Below are 20,130 nucleotides of genomic sequence, written 5' to 3'. Positions count from 1 at the left end.
ATTCCACCCTCCGGCCGGGTTTCAAAAACCGCCGGAATACAAAATGGGGCTGTCCTGCGACAGCCCCCATTTTCTCCCTGTTATGCTCTGGCAATATAATCCCCGGTACGGGTATCGATTTGCAGAACGTCCCCTTCGTTGATGAACAGAGGCACTTTGACCACATAACCGGTATCCATTTTGGCGTTCTTGCTGCCGCCGGTAGCGGTGTCCCCTTTGATCCCCGGTTCGGTTTCCACTACGGTCAGTTCCACCGTGTTGGGCAGTTCCACACCCAGGATCCGGTCCTTGAAGGTGATGACCTTAACGTCCATGTTTTCCTTCAGGAAGTTCACGGCCTTGCCCAGCTGATCCTTGTTCAGTTCCAGCTGATCATAGGTTTCATTGTCCATGAACACATAGGTGCCATCGGCTTCGTACAGGTACTGCATGCCTTTTCTTTCCACAATGGCGTTTTCCAGACGTTCAGCCGCGTTGAAAGTCCGTTCCACCACAGCGCCGGTGCACAGGTTGCGCATTTTGGCCCGTACGAAAGCAGCGCCTTTACCCGGTTTTACATGCTGGAATTCAACGACCTGCCAAGCATCGCCGTCAATTTCAACCGTTACGCCAGTTTTAAAATCGTTCGTAGAAATCATGAAAACAACCTCCAAAAAAATATAGTTTATATGGGTAAATCAGAGTTCCTTCAGTTCCTTGGGCACGGAAGTGAGCCGTTCGCAGCCCGTTTCCGTGACCAGTACCGTATCCTCGATCCGGACACCGCCCTGATCAGGGAGATAGACGCCCGGTTCGATGGTCACCACCGCACCAGCCGGCAGAGGCTGGTCATTGGCCCGGTTCAACACCGGTTTTTCGTGGATGTCCAGGCCCACGCCGTGGCCCAGGCCATGGCCGAAGTTGGGTCCGTAGCCTTTGCCGGTGATGAAGTCCCGGACGGCTCCGTCCACCTGGATGCCGGTAAGCCCGGCCTTCAGGGTCTTTTCTCCCAGCAGGTTGGCCCGGAGTACGATATCATAGATTTCCTTCTGCCAGGGAGCAGCCTTCCCCACCACCACCGTCCGGGTGATGTCGGAGCAGTAGCCCCCATAGGTGGCCCCGAAGTCGAACGTGATGAAATCGCCCGCTTCTACCACCTTGTCAGAAGCCACCCCGTGAGGCAGGGCGCTCCGTTTGCCGGAGGCACAGATGGTTTCGAAGGAAGGCTTGGTGGACCCCAGCTTCCGCATGTTGTATTCCAGTTCCGCCGCCAGATTGCTTTCCGTCCGGCCAGCCCGGATATGGGGCAGCAGCTGGAGGAAGGCTTCGTCGGAAATGGCCACTGCCTTCCGGATCAGGGCCATCTCTTCCGGGGTCTTCACCGCCCGCATGCCCACCAGGTTCACATTCTTCCAGGTGGCATGGGGCAGGGCCGCTGCCAGTGCCCGCTGTTCCGTATAGGAGAAATAATCCCCGTCCAGGGCCAGGTTGTCCGACTGGGGCAGTTTGGCCGCTTCCGGCCAGAACCCGTGGAGATGTTCCACCAGTTCGCAGTCCGGAGCCTGCTGGCGCACCTGGAGGGTATACCGGGAATCGGTGATGATCACCGCCCGGTGGGCATCCACATACAGCAGGCTGTCCCCGCCGGTGAAGCCGGTGAAATACCGGATGGAAGAATCTCCCTTGATGAAGATCCCATCCACTTTTTCCTGTTCCAGAAAACTCCGGAGTCTTTCCAGTGCCTTCATCCTATCGTCTCCTTGTGCTTCGTCCAACAAAATCAGTTCGACTAATCTATTGTACTCTTAAACCCCGAAAAAAAGCAAGGGTTTCTATATACTTTGTTACAAATTGTTTTGTTTTATTTCTTCAGACGGCGGACCAGGGAGAAGGGAGCCATCCGTCCATCCCCTTTGGCGGTGAACACCATCTGGGCATGGGGAGCGGCGGTAAGGGGATTTCCCTCCCCGTCCTGCATATCCTCCAGGGTCCAGGAGAAGATTTCTCCCCCGGGAGTCAGCACTTCCAGCACTTCCCCGGCCTTCACATGGTTCCGCTGTTCCAGGGTCACCCGTCCGCTGGCCGGATCGAAATCCTTCACCAGGGCCACGAAATCCGCGCTCTGTTCATAGGAACTGGTGGTGTACACCTGGTCTTCCGGGCCGGTCTTCCCAAGGGCGAACCCGGTAGTATAGGGCCGGTGGGAGACTTTTTCCAGTTCCTGTCGGAGACTTTCCGGCACGGTGAAATGTTCCGGATCCTCCCAGCACAGATCGATGGCTTTCCGGTAGGCGCTGACCACGGTGGCCACATAATGGACGCTTTTCATCCGGCCTTCGATCTTCAGGCTGGTGACCCCTGCCTCCATCAGCTGGGGCAGATAGTCAATGAGGCACAGATCCTTGGAATTCATGATGTAAGTGCCCCGTTCATCCTCTGCCATGGGGAACACTTCCCCGGGCCGGTTCTTTTCCGTCAGGCCGAATTCCCACCGGCACACCTGGGCACAGGCCCCCCGGTTGCTGTCCCGACCGGTGAAGTAGTTGCTCAGCAGGCACCGTCCGGAATAGGAAATGCACATGGCCCCGTGGACGAACACTTCCAGGTCCGCGGTGATCTTTTCCCGGATCTCCCGGATTTCCTGGAAGGACAGTTCCCGGGCCAGCACCACCCGTTCCGCTCCCAGGTCTTCCCAGGCTTTGGCGGTGGCCCAGTTGGTCACGTTGGCCTGGGTGCTTACATGGAGCCCCAGACCGGGGACCACTTTCCGGGCCGTCATCCACACTCCCAGGTCGGACACCAGCAGGGCATCCACCCCTGCGGCCTCCAGATCCCGGAGATAATCCGGCAGGGGCGGCAGGTCGCTGTTGTGAGGGAAAATGTTCACGGTCACATAAACCTTTTTCCCCAGGCTGTGGGCAAAGGCCGTGATCTCCCGGATCTCTTCCAGAGAGAAATTGGCGGCAAAGGCCCGGAGCCCGAAGGCCCGGCCTCCCAGATAAATGGCGTCGGCTCCGTACAACAGAGCCATCCGGCCTTTTTCCAGGCTCCCGGCGGGAGCCAGCAGTTCAGGTTTGTTCACTGTGCTTCTCCTATGACTTCTCCAGGGTTCAGTTTCTGGATCATGGCCACATGTTCTTCGTAGGTTTTGGTAAAGTGATGGTAGCCTTCCTTATCCGCCACAAAGTACAGATAATCGGTCATCACCGGATGGATCACTGCACGGATGGCGTCCATGCTGGGGTTCCCCACCGGTCCCGGAGGCAGGCCCTTGTTCAGGTAGGTGTTGTAGGGAGATTCCAGCTCCAGGTCGTCGTAGGTGACTTCCTTCTTCTGGGCTCCCAGGATGTACTGGATGGTGGTGTCGGACTGGATGGGCATCCCCATCTGGAGGCGTTTTTCAAACACCCCGGCAATAAGAGGCATTTCCTCCTTGTGGGTGGCTTCCCGTTCCACCATGGAAGCCAGGGTCACAATGTCCCGGAGGGGCAGGTAGCTTTTCTGGATGTCCCTGCGCAGGTCCGGGGTCAGCTTTTTGTTGAACTCCTGGACCATCATGGCCACCATATCCTTGGCGGTGGCGTTTTCCGGGATGTTGTAGGTGGCCGGGCAGATGAACCCTTCCGCCTTGTACACCACATCCGGATTGCGGCTTTCCATGTAGGTGTAGGGAGTATAGTTCCGGCAGGCATCCTTGAAGGCCTGGGCGGTGGTCAGGTGTTCCCGTTCCAGCTTCAGGGCGATTTCGTTGATGGTGGCCCCTTCCGGCACCGCAAAGCTGTTGGAATGGACCTTCCCTTTGGACAGGATGTTGATGATCTCCCCGTCGCTCATGCCGGCGGTGATTTCGTAGGTGCCGGCCTGGAGATGGTTTTCCAGACCTTTCACCCGGGCTGCCAGCCGGAAGGATTCCGGAGTCTGGATCAGCTTTTTGTCGTGGAGCAGGGTGGCAATGTCAGAGGTGGTCATGCCTTCCGTAACTGTGAACCGGACCTTCTGACCGGTGGCCAGGCTGGTGTTGGTGTTGAAGTAGTCCAGGTACCAGTAGCCTCCGAACAGAAGGGCCAGCACCAGGGCGATCCCGATGGGCAAGAATTTTTTCCGCATAATGGGCCTTCCTGGTTACTGGGCATCCATTTCGTCCATGATTTCCTCATAGGCTTTCCGGACTGCTTCGAATTCTTCATCGGTGGGATCCAGGTACACCGGGTCCCCCTTGTCATCAAAATCCACCCGGGCAATGATCACATTGTCCTCTTCCTCCGGGTCCGTGTCGTCCTCTTCCGGGATCTGGGTCAGAAGGGCGAAGTTCTTCCCATCCATGGGGATCACCATTTCTTCCAGATAATAGGATTCGTTGCCTTTTTCGTCGGTGATCACCACCACCGCTTCCTGGTCTTCCGTTGCCAGCAGCTTTTCGTCGTCGTTCTTGGCCATTGTTATTTCCTCCTCGGGCTGTCCAGGTAATTCTGCAGGATGACCACAGCGGCCATCATGTCGATGATTTTCTTCCGTTTCTTCCTCTGGAGATCCGCCTCGATCAGGACTTTTTCCGCTGCTACCGTAGAGAGCCGCTCATCCCAAAGGACAACCGGGATGGACGGGAAGCGTTCCTCCAGGATGGTTTTGAATTCTTCACTGGCCCTGGCTCTGTCGCCAATGGACCCGTTCATGTTCTTGGGGTAGCCCAATACGAACTGCCCCACTTCTTCCGCCTCCACCAGTTCCGTGAGACGGTTCAGGTCGTTTTCCAGCCCCTTCCGGCGGATGGTCTCCACCCCCCGGGCGATGAAGCCGGTTTCGTCGCTGACGGCCACCCCGATGGTCCGGGTGCCCAGATCCAAGCCCATGATCCTCATCAGCGTTCTGATTCCTCCAGGTAGGCCTGGAGCAGGGCTTCGATCAGTTCGTACCGTTCAAAATGGCGGATCTTCAGCCGGGCATCCTTGTAGCTGGTCACATAAGCCGGATCCCCGCTCAGGAGATACCCGGCCAGCTGGTCGATGGGGTTGTACCCTTTTTCCTTCAGGGCCTCTGCCACCTCCCGGATGGTTTCCGCCACACTTTTGGTTTCCGGAACCGGTTTGAACATGGTGGTTTCCTGTGTAGTACGAGACATGTTTCTCCCTCCTTTGTAAAGAAGGGGCTGTTGCACGGCAACACCCCCCGCTTTATTCAATAAAAATACTGACTGATGATCAGGGGAATGGATTCCTGGAACAGGACCAGCATCACCTCGATGGGGACTTCCATCCCTTCCAGGATCCACCGCATGGTCATTTCTTCCCCACCGTAGATCACCATTTCCGTGGCGAACTGGATGTGGGGGTTCGTCAGATCCGCTCCCGCTTTTTTCAGCATCAGGTGATAGGCATCCCGGACAAACCGCCGGTTGGTCTGGCGGATGTCTTCCACATCACAGCTGGTGTACAGGTTCTGCAGGAACTTCAGGTTGGCCTTGTACAGCAGGAACTTTTTGTACAGAGCCTCGGACCAGCAGTGGCTTTTCAGGATATCCCGGCTGTGACGGGCCAGGATATGGAGATACACCCAGTGGGCCAGATCCTTCTTGTTCTTGCAGCAGCGTTCAAAATCTTCCTTTGTCAGCCCCGCATCCCGGACGATTTCGTCCACTGTGATGTCGTGGAGGTGTTTCTTCTCCAGCAGATGGTACAGGGCTTTTCCCAGTTTTTCCTTTGGATCCATTTCCACACCTTCTTGTCAACCCAATCTTTCCTGTTGGTTGGTTTTCTCAGTTCAGCTGGCCTTCCACCAGTTCCAGCGCCTTGGCCAGTCCTGCCTGGACCTTGGAGGCATCCTTGCCCCCGGCCTGGGCCATATCCGGCCGGCCGCCGCCGTTGCCGCCCATGGCCTGGGCAACTCCCTTGGCGATCTTCCCGGCATGGATGCCTTTCTGGACTGCTTCCTTGGAAGCCATCACCAAGATGTTCACCTTGTCGGCGCTCATAGGTGCAGCCAGCACAACCACCCCGCCGGTCTTATCCCGGAGGGTGTCCCCCATTTTCCGCAGGGCATCCACATCCTGTACCTTCACTTCCTGAGCCAGGAAGGGCACACCCTTCACCTCTTTGGCATCTGCCGTTACGCTGGCAGCCTGGGCAGCCACCAGTTTCTTTTCCATTTCATCAGCCCGGTGTTTTTCCGCCCGCAGGTCTTCCTGGAGGGCATTGATCCGGGTCACCAGGTTGTTGGGACGGCCCTTTACCGCAGCGGAAGCTTCCCCGATCAGATCTTCCAGTTCCCGGGTGTAAGCCAGGGCGCCCCGGCCGGTCACCGCTTCAATCCGCCGCACCCCGGCGCCAACGCTGGATTCAGACAGGATCTTGAACAGGCCGATGTGGCTGGTGTTGGACACATGGACACCGCCGCACAGTTCCATGCTGTAACCGGGCACATTCACCACCCGGACAATCTTGCCGTATTTTTCGCCAAACAGGGCCATGGCGCCCATTTCCTTGGCTTTTTCCAGATCCTGCTGGGAGATTTCCACATCCACTGCATCCAGGATCTTTTCGTTGACAATGTCTTCCACCTGGGCCAGTTCTTCTTCCGTCAGCGGAGAGAAATGGGAGAAGTCGAACCGGAGACGGTCCGGCCCCACATAGCTGCCGGCCTGGTTCACGTGGCTGCCCAGCACCTGTTTCAGGGCTGCATGGAGCAGATGGGTGGCCGTATGGTTCCGGGCAATGTCCCCCCGGCGTTTCAGGTTCACTTCGAATTCCACTTCATCCCCTACTGCCAGGGTTCCCTGTTCCAGGGTGCCCAGCTGGATGGTGTACCCATCGGGCAGCTTTTTGGTGTCAGTAACGTTGAAAATGCCCTTGTCGGACACCAGCCGGCCGGTGTCTCCCAGCTGGCCGCCCCCTTCTGCATGGAAGGCGGTGTTGGTGAGGATCACTGCCAGTTCATCCCCGCTTTTGGCGTTCTGGATGGGCTGGGTATCGTGAGCGGGGAAGATGGCGGCCACTTTGCCGTTTTTGCTGGCTTCGTCCACCGTCAGGTTCCCCAGTTTCAGATGACGGGTTTCATAGAGCACCGGTTTGCCCTCTTTGTCATTCCGGGCGGCACGGGCTCTTTCCCGCTGGGCTTCCATGGCTTTTTCAAAGCCTTCCTTGTCCATGGTGAAGCCCTGTTCTTCCAGGATTTCTTCGGTCAGTTCCCAGGGGAAACCGAAGGTGTCATACAGTTGGAAGGCGTCTTCCCCGTTCAGCACGGTGCTGCCGGCTTTCCGCATGGCATCGATCTTCTGGTTCAGGAGATCCGTGCCCTGTTCCAGGGTCTGGAGGAAGGAGTTTTCTTCCATGGCGATGACTTTTTCAATGTAGCTTTTCTTTTCCCGCAGGTCCGTGTAATGGTCCCCGTACATGTCGATGACCAGGTCCGCAGCCCCCACCAGGAATTCCTTCCGGATGCCCAGGAGACGGCCGTGACGGATGGCCCGGCGGAGCACCCGGCGCAGGATGTAGCCCCGGCCTTCATTGGAGGGCAGGATCCCGTCCCCGATCATGAAGGTGACGGAACGGGCATGGTCGGCGATGACCTTCAGGGAAATATCATCCTTGGGGTCCGCATTGTAGGTTTTGCCGGACACTTTGCAGGCGTATTCGATAATGGGGAAAATCAGGTCCGTTTCAAAGTTGCTGGGTTTTTCCTGGAGCACGGAAGCCACCCGTTCCAGGCCCAGGCCCGTATCGATGTTCTTGTGCTGGAGAGGAGTGTAGCTGCCGTCCGCTTCCTTGTTGTACTGGGTGAACACCAGGTTCCACAGTTCCAGGAACCGGCCGCAGTCGCAGCCGGGCCCGCAGTCAGGACTGCCGCAGCCCCGTTCTTCCCCCAGGTCGATATGGATTTCGGAATCCGGGCCGCAGGGACCGCCGCTGGCGATTTCCCACCAGTTGTCTTCCAGCTTCACGATCCGTTCCGCCGGCACCCCGCACACATCGTGCCACAGGTCATAGGCTTCCTGGTCCTTGGGGTACACAGTGATCCACAGTTTGTCCGCCGGCAGTTCCAGCACCTTGGTGAGGAATTCCCAGGCCCAGGGGATCACTTCTTTCTTGAAGTAGTCCCCAAAGGAGAAGTTCCCCAGCATTTCGAAATAAGTATGGTGCCGGGCCGTACGGCCCACGTTTTCAATATCCCCGGTCCGGACACATTTCTGGCAGGTGGTGATCCGGGTGGCAGGCGGTTTCACCTTGCCGGTAAAATACGGCTTGAACGGAGCCATGCCTGCGCCAATCAGAAGCAGCGTAGGGTCATCATGAGGAATCAGGGACGCACTGGGCAGTACCAGATGGCCCCGTTCCTTAAAGAAATCAAGATACTTCTGCCGAATCTCATTACCAGTTAAATATTTCATTACCAACTCTCCCAAATTCCCTCCAGCAAAAAGGAAAAAATCCCATCAGCCAGAAAATTAATTTCTCTTTCGTATCCCATAAATTATATAAAAAGAGAAGAAGGCTGTCAAATAAATAAGGGGCTGCTGATCAGCAGCCCCTATTCCCTGTACATCCCTGCTATGGCCTCTTCCACAGTCCTGGCCTGGATGATGGTGACTTCTTTGGGTTCTTTTCCTGGTGGGAAACTTCCTTTGGGGACGATGAACCGGTGGAATCCCAGCTGGGCCGCTTCTTTGATCCGCCGGTCCGCCAGGCCCACCCGGCGCAGTTCCCCGGTAAGGCCCACTTCGCCCACCGCCAGCACCCCCATGGGCACCGGCCGGTTCCGGTAACTGGAAACCAGGGCTCCCAGAATGGCCAGGTCCGCCGCTGGTTCCTTCACCTTCATGCCCCCTACGGCGCACACATAGGCATCCTGATCCCCGAAGTTCATGCCGCAGCGCTTTTCCAGCACCGCCAGCAGCATGTTCACCCGGTTGAAGTCCACCCCCACCACCGTCCTCCGGGGCAGCCCGAAGGGGGTGTGGGACACCAGGGCCTGGATTTCCGTCAAAATGGGCCGGTTCCCTTCCATGGCGGCAGTGATCACCGACCCGGATACCGGTTCTTCCTTGGCTTCCAGGAACAGTCCGGAAGGGTTGGCCACTTCCCGGAGCCCTTCCTCTTCCATGGAAAAGATCCCGCATTCACTGGTGGAGCCGAACCGGTTCTTCAGAGCCCGGAGCACCCTGTAGGTGTAGGACCGGTCCCCTTCGAACTGGAGCACCACGTCCACCATGTGTTCCAGCAGCCGGGGGCCTGCAATGTTCCCTTCCTTGGTCACGTGGCCGATGATGATCACCGCGATCCCTGTTTCCTTGGCAAAGGTCAGCAGCTTGGCGGTGCATTCCCGCACCTGGCCCACACTGCCGGCGGCGCTTTCCAGTTCCTGGTTGTACATGGTCTGGATGGAGTCGATGACCAGGAGACGGGGCTTCACCTGTCTGGCCTGGACCAGGATGGTGCCCAGTTCCGTGGCCGTCATGATCTGCAGAGCATCCGTTGCCTGTCCCAGCCGCTCTGCCCGCATGGCCGTCTGGGCTTCGCTCTCTTCCCCGGATACATAGAGCACCCGGGCACCCCGGGCCGCCGCCTTCATGGAAACGTCCAGGGTGATAGTGCTTTTGCCGATGCCGGGGGCCCCGCCCAAAAGGACCAGGGACCCGGGGACGATGCCGCCCCCCAGCACCCGGTCGAACTCATGGATGCCGGTGGTCATCCGCTGGACCTTCACCTTTTCCACCTGTTTCAGGGTCTTGGGGGTGGGGGCTTCCGTAATGGCAAGATAAGACGGCCGCTGCCGGCTGGGAGCCGGAGCCGCCGTTTCTTCCACCAGGGTATCCCACTGGCCGCATTCCGGGCATTTGCCCAGCCATTTGGGAGTGGAATACCCGCAGTTCTGGCAGACGTAATGGGTTTGTGTCTTGGCCACTTACTCCTCCTCCTGGAGCAGCTGGTACGCATTCCGCACGATCTGTTCCTTGTTTTCTTCGCTTACATGGTCCCCCAGCACATGGAGGAAATAATCCAGCAGCCGGGCCTCCCGGCCGGTGATCAGTTTGTGGGCCGCCAGCAGCTGGACCAGCTGGCCGGAGGATTTCACGTCCTTCCCCGCAGGAAGCTGGGGCTGGACATGGGGTTCCCGGGGCAGCCGGATGATCCGGATAAAGCCCCCGTTCCCCCGTTTGGATTCCACTTCATACCCCCGTTCCGGGGTGAAGCGGGTAGTCAGGGTGTAGGTGATCTGGCTGGGAGCACAGGACAGCTTTTCCGCCAGCTGGCTCCGTTTCACATCCACCCGGTCCTGTTCGTTGGCGAACAGCTCGCTGATGATGAATTGCTCTATGGCATCTGCAATATTGCGCATGATGATTACCTCCTACGGGACAGACAGGTTCTCCCATGCTCTATTATATTTGACAATTTGACGTTTGGCAAGAGGGAATTGTTTCACCCCAACACCCTGGCCCCCACTAAAACCTGCAGTCCCAGGATCACCGGCACCCCGATGGTGAATTTCAGATGCTTCGTCTTGTGCCGGAACAGGAACATGGCCAAAAGAGCCCCCACACTGCCCCCCAGGGCCGCCAGCCCCAGCAGCCGGATTTCCGGCACCCGCCAGGCCCCCCGTTTGGCACAGAATTTGTCATAGCCGTACACGGCAAAAGTAATAACATTGATCAAAAGAAGTCCCGCTGTAAGCGGGGTAAGTTGGAAAGACATGATATTGAGCTCCTTTATGGTTCATCGTTTAAGAAAGAAAGCAGACCGGCCCTGCCGGGAGGCCGGGACGGGCTCCCCTGCGGGTAGCCCCTACGGCAGGGAACAACGGTGTTCTCCGGCAGTGCATCCACCTTTATATATCCGCCCTTTTCAAGGGCGGGGGACCGTTGCGCTTGCGCAATGGTGGTGGGTTAGCAGCCCCGCTGCGTTTCTATTCAGGATCATCTGCCCTTGGCAGATGATTTCATTCGGCTAGAGACTAGAGACTAGTGACTGTAAGCTCCCTGATCCTTACCGGCGACGCCCCGGTCTTTCCGTCCCGCTGCCTCTGGTCCACCCTGCACCCTGCCAGAAGGACCAGCAGCAGGCACAGGGCTGCCAGGGCCGTGGTTTTTCCCAGACATTTCATCGTGGCCGCCCTCCTTGTTTCTTTCTATTGTAGCATACAAAGGAAACATTGACTCTTTCTCTTCTTTTCCTACGATGAAATTACCTGCAGTATAGTGGAAGAAATGCTGTCCCATGCCCAGGACGCCCCCACAGACCGAACCCTGCCGGGAGGCCGGGACGGGCTTCCCTGCGGGCAGCCCCTACGCCGTTGCTGTCGAAGGACCGATGCAACAACGGTGTTCTCCGGTTGTTGTCCCAGGCAGACCGGCCGCTGGCCGGACCTCTTGCACGGACAACCGCAGATCCCGTCCACCCGATTGAACAATCACCATCTGACCCTAACGTGGTAGGGGCGTGCCGCAGGCCCGCCCGTCCCGGCCTGCGGTTTCATACGTTTATGGAAACCCGCCCAGCGGGTTTCCACCACAGGTCTCATTTCCCGTTTCCTCAATCAAAATGTCTCCAGCTGCCACATCGTGGACAGGGCCGGATTTCTCCTGTTGCAGCGTAAGCAATGGTATTTAGGGAAGACGGCCCACCTCCGGCCGAATGTGAAAACTGCCCATTGTTCGCTCTCGGGTGCTTGCTTTCTTCCCATGCGTCCAGGGTCCGCTGCAGCCTGCCCAGCTTGATTCCGATCGCCAGTGCATCTTTTGTTTTCATCCTGTTCCCTCCTGTTTTCGGGTATAAAAATGCCGCCCCGCTAGGGACGGCTGGTGCTTTTATTCAAATTTCTATCTGATACGAAACAAATCCTATCATAATCGACGATAATGGATATCTTCCTCAGCAAGCTGTACCGCATATAGAATAGCATCATCACTGGTTACAATATCTCCATCCTTAATGGCATCAGCCATTTCTTGACGAAGTTCATCCGTTTTCAACGTCACTCTGATTCCAAATATAAAATCATCATGGTTCCATATCTTGCTAAGAACATCCATCATCTTTCTTTCAGTTGGCGTTGGCTCTGGTAATGTATGCTCATTCATTTTATTTTTTCCTTTCTAATGAATTCATACTGATTAAATCCTATATTTTTAAAAGTATAGCAATAATTTTCCACAGCTTTCTGCAACCATTTTTTCTTTCGTTCTTCTTTCGTAAGGTTTGTGTTAAGGACACTGACTACTTCAGCATACTCTTTTGGAGATAGGCGTATTGTGGTATGTTGCCGTTTTACATGTCTATCCCTTTTTAGGTTATCATTTTTTTGCTTGTCTATCAACTTGTTTTCAATACCTGGTGATTTAGAAAATCTTCCCCTAATTTCTGGGTCTCCCCCACGTGGATGCGCTGCTTTATTAAATTTGTCCATGGTGGCTACCCGCAGCATCATGGTCTTTAGTTTCAGCAGGATTCGGCCTTTATTCTCCATCGTCACATCATCCTCTCAAATTCTTTTTCCCGTATGGTCTGAATCCTGTTCCCCATGTAAATCCTGGCCGGGAAGGTCACCTGATCCAGGTCGATAACCGGCTCCGGGTAGCACCGGCAGTTGGGGCAGCAGCCCGCATGGTAATGGCCCAGGGTGTTCCGGCGGGGCTTCCCGTCTGCGTTGGGAATCGGGAATAGATCCTCCGGCGCTGGTGGATGGTTCCAGTTCACCAGGACCCCTTCAATCTTTTCGTGGCTGTGCCGGGTCCTGGCATCTCCGACGGCCCGCCAGATATACCAATGGGCCCCCAGTCGATTGGACCGCTGCCAGGTCAGGCTGGTGCTTGTCATGGAGGTCTGGGTCCGGGCGGATCAGTTCGGCCCTGGCCGTCGTTTTCTCTGGGAACATTTTTTGGATCTCTTCCGCGATGTCGGAGGCCCATCACCATCTTCATGGCAGCGGACTGGCACAGCTTCTGATATTCTTTTGTCCGGGTGATCTGGAGCAGGATCCGCTGGATTTCGTCCGGGTCATTCGTTTCTTTCACTTTCCGCACGATGGTCCTGGCAATGGCCAGCAGCCGGCGCCGGAACGCTGCCTCAATGCGGCGTTTGGGCTCCCAGAGAGAACGGTTCTTTTTCATGGTTGCTCACTTTCAGACATGAAAAAACCGCCGACGTTTCCACGAAGGCGGTTATATTAAATTCCAGGTACGCAATCTTTGATACCCTTGGCCATTCTCATGGCCATCTGCATCAATAGGATACGGTAAATGATTCGGATGTTATCCATCAGTAAATTTGCTTCCTTTCTTTCCAAGCCTTACGGGCTTCATCCAGGGACATTTTATTGGCGCCTCCAGAAAATTCAGGATTTCCTGCCTGTACTGGGTCATCTTCCCAACCACAAATACTGCAAATATCATAGAGTTGGTTGCCTTCCACAATCCCTTTTCCACAACAAAGACACTTGTGGTAGTTATTTTTTTCCTCCATGTTCCAAATCCCCTTTCTTCATTTCTTTATAATACTCTAGCTCCTTTACCGGTCTAAAATACGTATATATTCCACGATCTGGACGTCCTTTGGCAAACTCATTTTTCTCCACATCGTGCCTTGTTAAAATATTGTTTTTGTCGACATGCCCCAAAATGCCATTTCCAGTCCCAGATTGGACAAGCTCCATCCCTCTTTTAATATACTCTTCTCTGGTAATATTGCCAAACTCTGCAATCGGGGGTAAGAGTACGCTTTGCCATAGTATTCCACTCCTTTGCCTTTGGTCCCTTTCAGTATGAGGTATAAATAGATTTTGAGCAAGAAGCTTATGCATTTACACAAAATATTTTACACTCTCGATCATTCCGTTATCCAAGGGGATCATCTCCCCTGTCTTCACAAATTTGGTTCGCATATAGAATCATATCAGAAGGAGTGGTAATCTTTCCAGATTCGATAGCTTCTATGACTTCCCTACGCTCATCGTCTGTTTTTATGACCAGTCTATTTCCAAATATGAATTCATCGTTATTCCATACTGTACGCAGCTTATCTACCATCTTCTTTTCCAGTCCCTTTGGCTGAGGCATCCTTTGGTTCCAATCAGTCATTTGATTTTAACCCTCCTGTAGCACAGGCAGTTTGGACAGCAGCCGGCATGCTAATGATCCAGCTGTTTATCCATGGGAAGCTCCTTCATTATCCAGTTGAAGAGCATAATAGATGGCGTCTTCTTCTGTCTGGACATCGCCGTCTTCAATGGCATCACGCATTTCCTGGCGCAGCTCATCTGTTTCCAGGGTTGCACAGATTCCAAACAGAAATTTTTCATCTTTGGATATGCGTTCAAGGGACTCTATCATTTTTTGTTCGATGACCGTAGGCTTCGGCAGCTTATATCCGTTCATTTCAATTTCTTCTCCCTATAAAAGCGATATCCTCCGCCAGTTCACCGTCCCTATGAGACCAGGGACTTGCCCGCCAGGCCGGAGATTCTGTAGAGTACCGTCCATACGGCCCGTTCTACCGTCCCGCACTTCACGCTGCACTCTTCACTTTTCCTTTTTCACCTGTGCCACCACGTCCCGGTCGGTGACCGCCACTACTTTGGCAGGGGCTTTTTTCCCGAGTTTGCAGACGGAAGATATTTCTCCATTAGAAGCGGTTTAAGTTTAATATATTTTATTCACGGTTCGAAAAACTTTTTCCATTCCGGGTTCTCCCGATCAAATAAAGACTTTTGCTCATGCGTCAGTTTTTGGGGGTAGTCCGTCCACAAATTAAATTCATGGACCCGATCAAAGCTGAAGATCATTTCCCCAAGAGAATCGCCGTCTTTCCACCAGACCTTATCCAGGGGGTTGTTCTTGTACCAGGGATAATTATACTTACTTTTCATAGCCCCGTTCCCCTTTCTTCTGCTCATTCTTGTCAGTATTGATATGAGCCAGAATCTCTTTAAGAGTAGATTCTTCCGTCGTTTGGATAATTATCGTACACCTTCTCGTATCCTGGACTGTTTCCAGCGCCTTTCCCATCGTTGACCACAGCAAGCACACGGATTTTTAAATCCAGTTTTTTCCCATTCGAAGAGCTAATGAATGCCTCAGGGCAATAGTCCCCTGCACTCATTGCTTCCGGTGTGTGTCCAATTCAGGTATAGGATTTCTCCGTATACACTCAGCCCATTTTTCTTCCAGGATTTTTCTTTCCTTTTCATCTGTACATTTTTTTAATTTCTCGCATATTTCATATTCTTCTTTTGACGGTTGCATCATCATTTTCTTTCCCTCCATCAAAATGTCTCCAGCTGCCACATTTCCTGCAAACCAGGGTAATGGATTTTCTGCCTTTATCCAAAACAGTTATTTCTATATCCCTGCTGCCACATCGTGGACAGGGCCGGATTTCTCCTGTTTCAGCGTAAGCGACAGCATTGTCCAGCCAGGGGATATTTTTCCTTTTCCTCATTTTTTCTTTTTCCAATCCAAAAATCTGCAAAACATATAAATAACATACAAGCCCCAGATGATATAACTCAACGTGTCAATCTTGTGAGTGGATCCCAGTACACAAATTGTCATAAGGATATCAGTGGTTTTCAGTTTCATGCAGGATTCCTCTTTTTCATTTTATACAAAGGAGGCCGGGACGGGCTCCCCTCTCCACTCTTCACTTTTCCCTCTTCACCCGTGCCACTACGCCCCGTTCGGTGACCAGAACCACCTTGGCATGGGCTTTTTTCCCGATTTTGTCGTAGATCCGTCCGGCGCTGCAGGTGTCCCCCAGCACAGTGTGGGTACTGTTGGCCACGTATCCCACTTTCCCGATCCCCGGGATCTCCGCCCGGATGGCTTCTTTATCGTATTCGTTGTCCGGTTCCTTCCGCAGCACCAGTTCCATTTTCCGATGGAACACCTCATACCCCAGATAATGATTGCAGCCGGTAATGGTAATGAAAATCTTTTTCATAGAACTCCCACCTTTCCTTTTCTTACTTCCATTATAAGAAAGTATGTGGGTAAAATGGGGGACAGAATACACGAAAAAGGACTTCCCTTTCGGGAAGTCCTCTCAAATTCTCTGGCAGGAGTACTAGGATTCGAACCCAGATCGACGGTTTTGGAGACCGTTGCTCTACCATTGAACTATACTCCTATGGAGCGGAAAACGAGATTCGAACTCGCGACCCCCACCTTGGCAAGGTGATGCTCTACCACTGAGCTACTTCCGCATTGGCGACCCAGGACGGACTCGAACCGACGATCTCCGCCGTGACAGGGCGGCATTCTAACCAACTGAACTACTGGGCCGTTGTCGCTTTGCTTTCCAGCGCCGCTGACTTGTTTAGTATACGATAGAAAGGGATTTTTGTCAACAGGTTTTTGGAAAAACCTGTCAGCAGAGGCAGCAGCCTCCTACTCTCTCAGCTCTGCTTCAAACCGTTCCTGGACTTTCTTCACCACCTGGTTGATGATGTCGTTGATTTCCTTGTCCTGGAGGGTCCGGGTAAGATCCTGGAAGGTCAGGCTGAAGGCCACGCTCTTGCAGCCGTTCTTCACCTGCTTGCCGCTGTACACGTCGAACAGCCGCACATCCTTCAGCAGCGGGCCGGCCTGGGTGCGGATTTCCGCCATCAGGTCAACGGCGCTGACGGTCTGGGGCACCACCACGGCAATATCCCGGCTGGTGCTGGGGAACTGGGGAATATGGGTGAACTGGGGAATCCGTTCCGCCCCCTCCACGAAGCTGCTCAGATCCAGTTCCAGCACGAAGGTTTCCGCGCTGAGGCCGAACCGGTCCTGCACCTGGGGATGGAGGGCCCCCATGAAGCCTACGGCCTTCCCGTCATGGAGCACGGTGCAGCTCTTGCCGGGATGGAGGAACTTCTCTTCCGGCTTGGCGTAAGTCACGCCGCTGGCCTGGAGCACTTCCAGCACCAGTTCCAGGTCCCCTTTCAGGTCGAAGAAGTCCACCGCGTCCTTGCTTTCGGTCCAGTTCAGTTCATTCCGTTTCCCGGCCAGCACCACACACAGACGGGTCTTTTCCGCAGGCTGTTCTGTCAGGGGCAGAGCCTTGGGCAGGAACACCCGGCCCACTTCGAACAGGGCCACCCGGTCGTTCTGCCGGGCCAGGTTGTAGGCGGCGGTATTCAGCAGGCTGGGCACCAGAGTGGTGCGCATGGTGCGGAAATCGTCGCTGATGGGGTTGATGATCTGGATGGCCTGCCGGCGGCTGTCGTCGGCGCCCAGTCCCAGTTTGTCAAAGTCCCCGGCGTTGATGAAGGTGTAGGTCATCACTTCGTCCAGACCCGCATCCGCCAGGCAGTTCCGTACCTTGTCCTTCACGTCCTCGATGGGAGCCTGGCCGCCCCGGGCCATATCCAGCTGGGGCAGGGTGGACGGGATCTTGTCGTAGCCGTACATCCGGGCCACTTCTTCGGACAGGTCCGCATCGCAAGTGCAGTCGTTCCGCCAGGTGGGCACGGTGACCAGCCAGCTGCCGTCGGCCTGGGGTTCCACATCGAACCGGAGCCCTTCCAGGATGGAACGCATCTCTGCATCGGTAATTTCTTCCGTGCCGATCCGCCGGCGCAGGGCTTCCGGCAGGGCCTTGATCTTCACCGGTTCCTGGGGTACCGGGTAGTCTTCCACCACACCGGCTACGGCCTTGCAGGCCCCCATTTCTTCCAGCAGGTGCACAGCCCGGTTCAGGGCATCGTGGTCCCGGATGGTATCCACCCCCCGTTCGAACCGCTGGGAAGCTTCACTGCGCAGGCCCAGGTCCTTGGAGGTGTGCCGGATGCTGGGGCCGTAGAAGGTGGCGGATTCCAGCATCACGTTCACGGTCTTGCCGGTGACTTCCGTAGCCAGGCCGCCCATGACACCGGCCAGACCAATGGCTTTTTCCGGGTCGGCGATGACGATCATGTTGGGATTCAGGTCCCGTTTCTGGCCGTCCAGGGTCACCAGGGTCTCCCCTTCCTGGGCCCGGCGGACGATCCAGGTATGGTCCGCCACCGTGTCATAGTCGTAGGCATGCATGGGCTGGCCCAGTTCCATCATCACATAGTTGGTCACGTCCACCACGTTGTTGATGGGACGGATGTTCACAGCCCGGAGCAATTTCTGCATCCATTCAGGAGATTCCGTCACCTGGATGTCCTTCACCATCCGCATGGCGAACCGGGTGCACAGGTCTTTGCACTGGATTTCCACCTTGGCACAGTCGGCTGCGCTGCCGGCCGCTTCGTCCCGGGTGGCCAGTTTGGGCAGACGCAGGCTCTGTCCCAGCACCGCGGCAGTTTCCCGGGCCAGGCCCAGCATGTTGAAGCAGTCGCTGCGGTTGGCGGTCAGGTCGATATCCAGCACCACATCATCCAGCCCCAGCAGTTCCTTCACGTCCACCCCGATGGGAGTGTTTTCCGGCAGGATGAAGATCCCGTCCCGCTGTTCCGGCAGCAGCAGTTTGGCATCGATGCCCAGTTCCCCGGCGCTGCACAGCATGCCGTTGGAATCCAGGCCCCGCATCTTGGCGGCCTTCAGGGTCATGCCGCCGGGCAGATGGGAGCCCACCACGGCCACCGGTACCATATCCCCCTGATGCACGTTCTGGGCCCCGGTGAGGATCTGGACCAGTTCCCCCTGCCCCAGGTCCATCTGGCAGATCCACAGATGGTCAGAATTGGGATGCCGTTCGATCTGGGCCACCTTCCCGGTGATGACCCCTTCCAGGCCTTCGCCCAGATGGATCACCTGTTCCACTTCCAGGCCCACCCGGGTCAGTTTGTCCGCCAGCACTTCCGGCGTTACGGGAATATCCACATATTGTTTCAACCAATTAATAGAAGCTAACATTGTCCTTTGCCTCCCACTCAGAATTGACGGATGAACCGCAGGTCATTTTCGAAGAACAGACGGAGATCGTCGATGCCGTACCGCAGCATGGCAATCCGTTCCACGCCCATCCCGAAGGCAAAGCCCTTCATTTTGTCCGGATCGTAGCCGCTCATCCGCAGCACGTTGGGATGCACCATCCCGGCCCCCAGGATTTCCAGCCAGCCGGAGTTCTTGCACACCCGGCAGCCCTTGCCCCCGCACATGACGCAGCTGATATCCACTTCGCAGGAGGGTTCCGTAAAGGGGAAGAAGCTGGGCCGCAGCCGGATCTTTACGCTGTCCCCGAACATTTCCTTGCAGAACAGTTCCAGGGTCCCTTTCAGGTCCGCCAGGGAAATGTCCTTGTCCACCACCAGCCCTTCCACCTGATGGAACATGGGGGAATGAGTGGCGTCATAGTCGTTCCGGTACACGGTGCCCGGGCAGATCATCCGGATGGGGCTGTTGGGTTCCCGGCTCTGCATGGTGCGGGCCTGTACCCCGGAAGTCTGGGTCCGGAGCAGGATATCGTCAGTGATGTAGAAGGTGTCCTGCATGTCCCGGGCCGGATGGTCCTTGGGCAGGTTCAGGGCTTCAAAGTTGAAGTAGTCCGTTTCGATTTCCGGTCCTTCCACCACTTCGAATCCCATGCGCATGAAGACTTTCTTGATGTCCCGGAGGGTCTGGGTCACCGGATGGAGATGACCCAGGGCCGGTTTCCGTCCCGGCAGGGTAAAGTCCAGGGTTTCACTGGCCAGTTTTTCTTCCATCTGATGGGCTTCCAGCAGCTTCATCTGTTCGTTGATCCGCTGTTCCACCTTGGCCCGGACTTCGTTGACCATTTTGCCGATTTTCGGCCGTTCTTCCGCTGCCACGTCTCCCAGGCTCCGGAGAATGGAGGTCAGGGCCCCCTTCTTGCCCAGGTACTGGACCCGGATGTTCTTCAGATCTTCCACACTTTTGACTTCGCTCAGATCCTTCTGGATCTTCTCCCGCAGTTCCTGCAGTTTGTCACTCATGTTCACGCCTCCTAAAAAAATAGAACCTCCGTCCCCACAAGGGGCGAAGGTTCGCGGTACCACCCTATTTTTTCACTCATCTGGCCGATAACGCTGCCGGCGCCGGGCCTACTCCGTTCAGTCCGGTTGCTCCCAGGTGAACTTCCCCATTTCTTTCCGTGCGGGGCTCCCACCTGCTCCCCACTCTCTGTGACCTCCGGAAATGCGTACTCTCCTGTTCATGGCAAGGTATGGAATTGAATGGAACCATTATAGCACAGTTGAAGGAAGGGGGCAAGGGCTGTATAATAGTAGATACAT

Annotated in this window: 27 protein-coding genes, 3 tRNA genes and 1 other annotated feature; all 30 genes read right to left on the bottom strand. The window is 55.4% G+C overall.

Annotated features, from left to right (window positions below; genetic code table 11):
- Positions 1-80: 80 nt before the first annotated feature.
- Positions 81-638 carry an elongation factor P gene (gene efp / locus ACTQY5_RS00530; RefSeq protein ID WP_022487620.1) on the bottom strand — a complete coding sequence of 186 codons (558 nt, stop codon included), beginning with the start codon at positions 636-638 and terminating at the stop codon, positions 81-83.
- 39 nt (positions 639-677) lie between these two features.
- Positions 678-1,727: a M24 family metallopeptidase gene (locus tag ACTQY5_RS00525; RefSeq protein WP_441368629.1), complete on the bottom strand. Its 1,050-nt coding sequence runs from the start codon at positions 1,725-1,727 to the stop codon at positions 678-680.
- Between the two features lie 113 nt (positions 1,728-1,840).
- Positions 1,841-3,061 (bottom strand): peptidase U32 family protein, encoded by a 1,221-nt coding sequence (locus ACTQY5_RS00520; RefSeq protein ID WP_441368628.1) that lies wholly within the window; start codon positions 3,059-3,061, stop codon positions 1,841-1,843.
- Positions 3,058-4,086: an endolytic transglycosylase MltG gene (mltG, locus tag ACTQY5_RS00515; RefSeq protein ID WP_288311034.1), complete on the bottom strand. Its 1,029-nt coding sequence runs from the start codon at positions 4,084-4,086 to the stop codon at positions 3,058-3,060. Before mltG ends, ACTQY5_RS00520 begins: the two co-directional genes overlap by 4 nt.
- A 15-nt stretch (positions 4,087-4,101) precedes the next feature.
- Complete coding sequence (locus ACTQY5_RS00510) at positions 4,102-4,416, bottom strand: DUF1292 domain-containing protein (RefSeq protein WP_022487616.1); 315 nt, start codon at positions 4,414-4,416, stop codon at positions 4,102-4,104.
- A 2-nt stretch (positions 4,417-4,418) separates the two neighbouring features.
- Positions 4,419-4,838 carry a Holliday junction resolvase RuvX gene (gene ruvX / locus ACTQY5_RS00505; protein WP_022487615.1) on the bottom strand — a complete coding sequence of 140 codons (420 nt, stop codon included), beginning with the start codon at positions 4,836-4,838 and terminating at the stop codon, positions 4,419-4,421.
- Positions 4,838-5,098, bottom strand: a complete 261-nt coding sequence (locus ACTQY5_RS00500) for an IreB family regulatory phosphoprotein (RefSeq protein WP_022487614.1) — start codon at positions 5,096-5,098, stop codon at positions 4,838-4,840. Before ACTQY5_RS00500 ends, ruvX begins: the two co-directional genes overlap by 1 nt.
- 56 nt (positions 5,099-5,154) lie before the next feature.
- Entirely contained in the window at positions 5,155-5,685 is a 531-nt protein-coding gene (locus tag ACTQY5_RS00495; RefSeq protein ID WP_441368627.1) for a TetR/AcrR family transcriptional regulator C-terminal domain-containing protein, read from the bottom strand.
- A gap of 46 nt (positions 5,686-5,731) precedes the next feature.
- Positions 5,732-8,359 carry an alanine--tRNA ligase gene (gene alaS / locus ACTQY5_RS00490; protein ID WP_308664527.1) on the bottom strand — a complete coding sequence of 876 codons (2,628 nt, stop codon included), beginning with the start codon at positions 8,357-8,359 and terminating at the stop codon, positions 5,732-5,734.
- A gap of 140 nt (positions 8,360-8,499) precedes the next feature.
- Positions 8,500-9,873, bottom strand: a complete 1,374-nt coding sequence (gene radA / locus ACTQY5_RS00485; RefSeq protein ID WP_441368626.1) for a DNA repair protein RadA — start codon at positions 9,871-9,873, stop codon at positions 8,500-8,502.
- Positions 9,874-10,308 carry a CtsR family transcriptional regulator gene (locus tag ACTQY5_RS00480; RefSeq protein WP_022487610.1) on the bottom strand — a complete coding sequence of 145 codons (435 nt, stop codon included), beginning with the start codon at positions 10,306-10,308 and terminating at the stop codon, positions 9,874-9,876.
- An 83-nt stretch (positions 10,309-10,391) separates the two neighbouring features.
- Positions 10,392-10,664 (bottom strand): DUF1294 domain-containing protein, encoded by a 273-nt coding sequence (locus ACTQY5_RS00475; RefSeq protein WP_441368625.1) that lies wholly within the window; start codon positions 10,662-10,664, stop codon positions 10,392-10,394.
- A gap of 259 nt (positions 10,665-10,923) precedes the next feature.
- Positions 10,924-11,073, bottom strand: coding sequence for a hypothetical protein (locus ACTQY5_RS00470; RefSeq protein WP_441368624.1), 150 nt, complete (start codon positions 11,071-11,073; stop codon positions 10,924-10,926).
- 428 nt (positions 11,074-11,501) lie between these two features.
- Positions 11,502-11,717 (bottom strand): hypothetical protein, encoded by a 216-nt coding sequence (locus ACTQY5_RS00465; RefSeq protein ID WP_288174580.1) that lies wholly within the window; start codon positions 11,715-11,717, stop codon positions 11,502-11,504.
- 95 nt (positions 11,718-11,812) lie between these two features.
- Positions 11,813-12,049 (bottom strand): hypothetical protein, encoded by a 237-nt coding sequence (locus ACTQY5_RS00460; RefSeq protein WP_288174581.1) that lies wholly within the window; start codon positions 12,047-12,049, stop codon positions 11,813-11,815.
- Positions 12,046-12,435: a hypothetical protein gene (locus tag ACTQY5_RS00455; protein WP_288174582.1), complete on the bottom strand. Its 390-nt coding sequence runs from the start codon at positions 12,433-12,435 to the stop codon at positions 12,046-12,048. Before ACTQY5_RS00455 ends, ACTQY5_RS00460 begins: the two co-directional genes overlap by 4 nt.
- A gap of 2 nt (positions 12,436-12,437) precedes the next feature.
- Positions 12,438-12,785, bottom strand: coding sequence for a phage protein F (locus ACTQY5_RS00450; RefSeq protein ID WP_022487553.1), 348 nt, complete (start codon positions 12,783-12,785; stop codon positions 12,438-12,440).
- A complete protein-coding gene (locus tag ACTQY5_RS00445) occupies positions 12,782-13,078 on the bottom strand; it encodes a hypothetical protein (RefSeq protein WP_441368623.1) in 297 nt (98 codons plus the stop codon). The genes ACTQY5_RS00450 and ACTQY5_RS00445 overlap by 4 nt, the downstream gene beginning before the upstream one ends.
- Positions 13,079-13,226: 148 nt before the next feature.
- A complete protein-coding gene (locus ACTQY5_RS00440; protein WP_279128333.1) occupies positions 13,227-13,430 on the bottom strand; it encodes a CPCC family cysteine-rich protein in 204 nt (67 codons plus the stop codon).
- Positions 13,414-13,620, bottom strand: coding sequence for a hypothetical protein (locus tag ACTQY5_RS00435; protein WP_441368622.1), 207 nt, complete (start codon positions 13,618-13,620; stop codon positions 13,414-13,416). The genes ACTQY5_RS00440 and ACTQY5_RS00435 overlap by 17 nt, the downstream gene beginning before the upstream one ends.
- 181 nt (positions 13,621-13,801) lie before the next feature.
- Positions 13,802-14,044 carry a hypothetical protein gene (locus tag ACTQY5_RS00430; RefSeq protein WP_279128334.1) on the bottom strand — a complete coding sequence of 81 codons (243 nt, stop codon included), beginning with the start codon at positions 14,042-14,044 and terminating at the stop codon, positions 13,802-13,804.
- A 66-nt stretch (positions 14,045-14,110) separates the two neighbouring features.
- Positions 14,111-14,341 carry a hypothetical protein gene (locus ACTQY5_RS00425; protein ID WP_022487554.1) on the bottom strand — a complete coding sequence of 77 codons (231 nt, stop codon included), beginning with the start codon at positions 14,339-14,341 and terminating at the stop codon, positions 14,111-14,113.
- 278 nt (positions 14,342-14,619) lie between these two features.
- Positions 14,620-14,832, bottom strand: coding sequence for a DUF7675 family protein (locus ACTQY5_RS00420; protein ID WP_022487555.1), 213 nt, complete (start codon positions 14,830-14,832; stop codon positions 14,620-14,622).
- A gap of 350 nt (positions 14,833-15,182) precedes the next feature.
- On the bottom strand, positions 15,183-15,419 hold the full coding sequence (locus ACTQY5_RS00415) for a hypothetical protein (protein ID WP_288174585.1): 237 nt from the start codon (positions 15,417-15,419) through the stop codon (positions 15,183-15,185).
- 186 nt (positions 15,420-15,605) lie between these two features.
- Positions 15,606-15,905, bottom strand: a complete 300-nt coding sequence (locus tag ACTQY5_RS00410) for an HIRAN domain-containing protein (protein WP_022487557.1) — start codon at positions 15,903-15,905, stop codon at positions 15,606-15,608.
- Positions 15,906-16,017: 112 nt separating this feature from the next.
- Positions 16,018-16,091 (bottom strand) — tRNA-Trp (locus ACTQY5_RS00405).
- 1 nt (position 16,092) lies between these two features.
- Positions 16,093-16,167 (bottom strand) — tRNA-Gly (locus tag ACTQY5_RS00400).
- Between the two features lie 2 nt (positions 16,168-16,169).
- Positions 16,170-16,246 (bottom strand) — tRNA-Asp (locus ACTQY5_RS00395).
- 105 nt (positions 16,247-16,351) lie between these two features.
- Positions 16,352-18,790, bottom strand: coding sequence for a phenylalanine--tRNA ligase subunit beta (gene pheT / locus ACTQY5_RS00390; protein WP_441368621.1), 2,439 nt, complete (start codon positions 18,788-18,790; stop codon positions 16,352-16,354).
- 17 nt (positions 18,791-18,807) lie between these two features.
- Complete coding sequence (gene pheS, locus ACTQY5_RS00385; protein ID WP_303225959.1) at positions 18,808-19,830, bottom strand: phenylalanine--tRNA ligase subunit alpha; 1,023 nt, start codon at positions 19,828-19,830, stop codon at positions 18,808-18,810.
- A 36-nt stretch (positions 19,831-19,866) separates the two neighbouring features.
- Positions 19,867-20,061 (bottom strand) — a binding site (T-box leader).
- Between the last annotated feature and the right edge of the window lie 69 nt (positions 20,062-20,130).

Source organism: Acidaminococcus sp. HCP3S3_H5, from assembly GCF_052122235.1.
GTDB lineage: Bacteria > Bacillota > Negativicutes > Acidaminococcales > Acidaminococcaceae > Acidaminococcus.
Note: the sequence above shows the minus strand (reverse complement) of the source record. Positions and strands in the feature narration are given on the sequence as shown.

Coding starts and splice junctions, on each gene's coding strand:
- efp (WP_022487620.1), bottom strand. CDS start 638: ATGATTTCTACGAACGATTTTAAAACTGGCGTAACGGTTGAAATTGAC.
- ACTQY5_RS00525 (WP_441368629.1), bottom strand. CDS start 1,727: ATGAAGGCACTGGAAAGACTCCGGAGTTTTCTGGAACAGGAAAAAGTG.
- mltG (WP_288311034.1), bottom strand. CDS start 4,086: ATGCGGAAAAAATTCTTGCCCATCGGGATCGCCCTGGTGCTGGCCCTT.
- ACTQY5_RS00510 (WP_022487616.1), bottom strand. CDS start 4,416: ATGGCCAAGAACGACGACGAAAAGCTGCTGGCAACGGAAGACCAGGAA.
- ruvX (WP_022487615.1), bottom strand. CDS start 4,838: ATGAGGATCATGGGCTTGGATCTGGGCACCCGGACCATCGGGGTGGCC.
- ACTQY5_RS00500 (WP_022487614.1), bottom strand. CDS start 5,098: ATGTCTCGTACTACACAGGAAACCACCATGTTCAAACCGGTTCCGGAA.
- ACTQY5_RS00495 (WP_441368627.1), bottom strand. CDS start 5,685: ATGGATCCAAAGGAAAAACTGGGAAAAGCCCTGTACCATCTGCTGGAG.
- alaS (WP_308664527.1), bottom strand. CDS start 8,359: ATGAAATATTTAACTGGTAATGAGATTCGGCAGAAGTATCTTGATTTC.
- ACTQY5_RS00480 (WP_022487610.1), bottom strand. CDS start 10,308: ATGCGCAATATTGCAGATGCCATAGAGCAATTCATCATCAGCGAGCTG.
- ACTQY5_RS00475 (WP_441368625.1), bottom strand. CDS start 10,664: ATGTCTTTCCAACTTACCCCGCTTACAGCGGGACTTCTTTTGATCAAT.
- ACTQY5_RS00470 (WP_441368624.1), bottom strand. CDS start 11,073: ATGAAATGTCTGGGAAAAACCACGGCCCTGGCAGCCCTGTGCCTGCTG.
- ACTQY5_RS00465 (WP_288174580.1), bottom strand. CDS start 11,717: ATGAAAACAAAAGATGCACTGGCGATCGGAATCAAGCTGGGCAGGCTG.
- ACTQY5_RS00460 (WP_288174581.1), bottom strand. CDS start 12,049: ATGAATGAGCATACATTACCAGAGCCAACGCCAACTGAAAGAAAGATG.
- ACTQY5_RS00455 (WP_288174582.1), bottom strand. CDS start 12,435: ATGGAGAATAAAGGCCGAATCCTGCTGAAACTAAAGACCATGATGCTG.
- ACTQY5_RS00450 (WP_022487553.1), bottom strand. CDS start 12,785: ATGACAAGCACCAGCCTGACCTGGCAGCGGTCCAATCGACTGGGGGCC.
- ACTQY5_RS00445 (WP_441368623.1), bottom strand. CDS start 13,078: ATGAAAAAGAACCGTTCTCTCTGGGAGCCCAAACGCCGCATTGAGGCA.
- ACTQY5_RS00440 (WP_279128333.1), bottom strand. CDS start 13,430: ATGGAGGAAAAAAATAACTACCACAAGTGTCTTTGTTGTGGAAAAGGG.
- ACTQY5_RS00435 (WP_441368622.1), bottom strand. CDS start 13,620: ATGGAGCTTGTCCAATCTGGGACTGGAAATGGCATTTTGGGGCATGTC.
- ACTQY5_RS00430 (WP_279128334.1), bottom strand. CDS start 14,044: ATGACTGATTGGAACCAAAGGATGCCTCAGCCAAAGGGACTGGAAAAG.
- ACTQY5_RS00425 (WP_022487554.1), bottom strand. CDS start 14,341: ATGAACGGATATAAGCTGCCGAAGCCTACGGTCATCGAACAAAAAATG.
- ACTQY5_RS00420 (WP_022487555.1), bottom strand. CDS start 14,832: ATGAAAAGTAAGTATAATTATCCCTGGTACAAGAACAACCCCCTGGAT.
- ACTQY5_RS00410 (WP_022487557.1), bottom strand. CDS start 15,905: ATGAAAAAGATTTTCATTACCATTACCGGCTGCAATCATTATCTGGGG.
- pheT (WP_441368621.1), bottom strand. CDS start 18,790: ATGTTAGCTTCTATTAATTGGTTGAAACAATATGTGGATATTCCCGTA.
- pheS (WP_303225959.1), bottom strand. CDS start 19,830: ATGAGTGACAAACTGCAGGAACTGCGGGAGAAGATCCAGAAGGATCTG.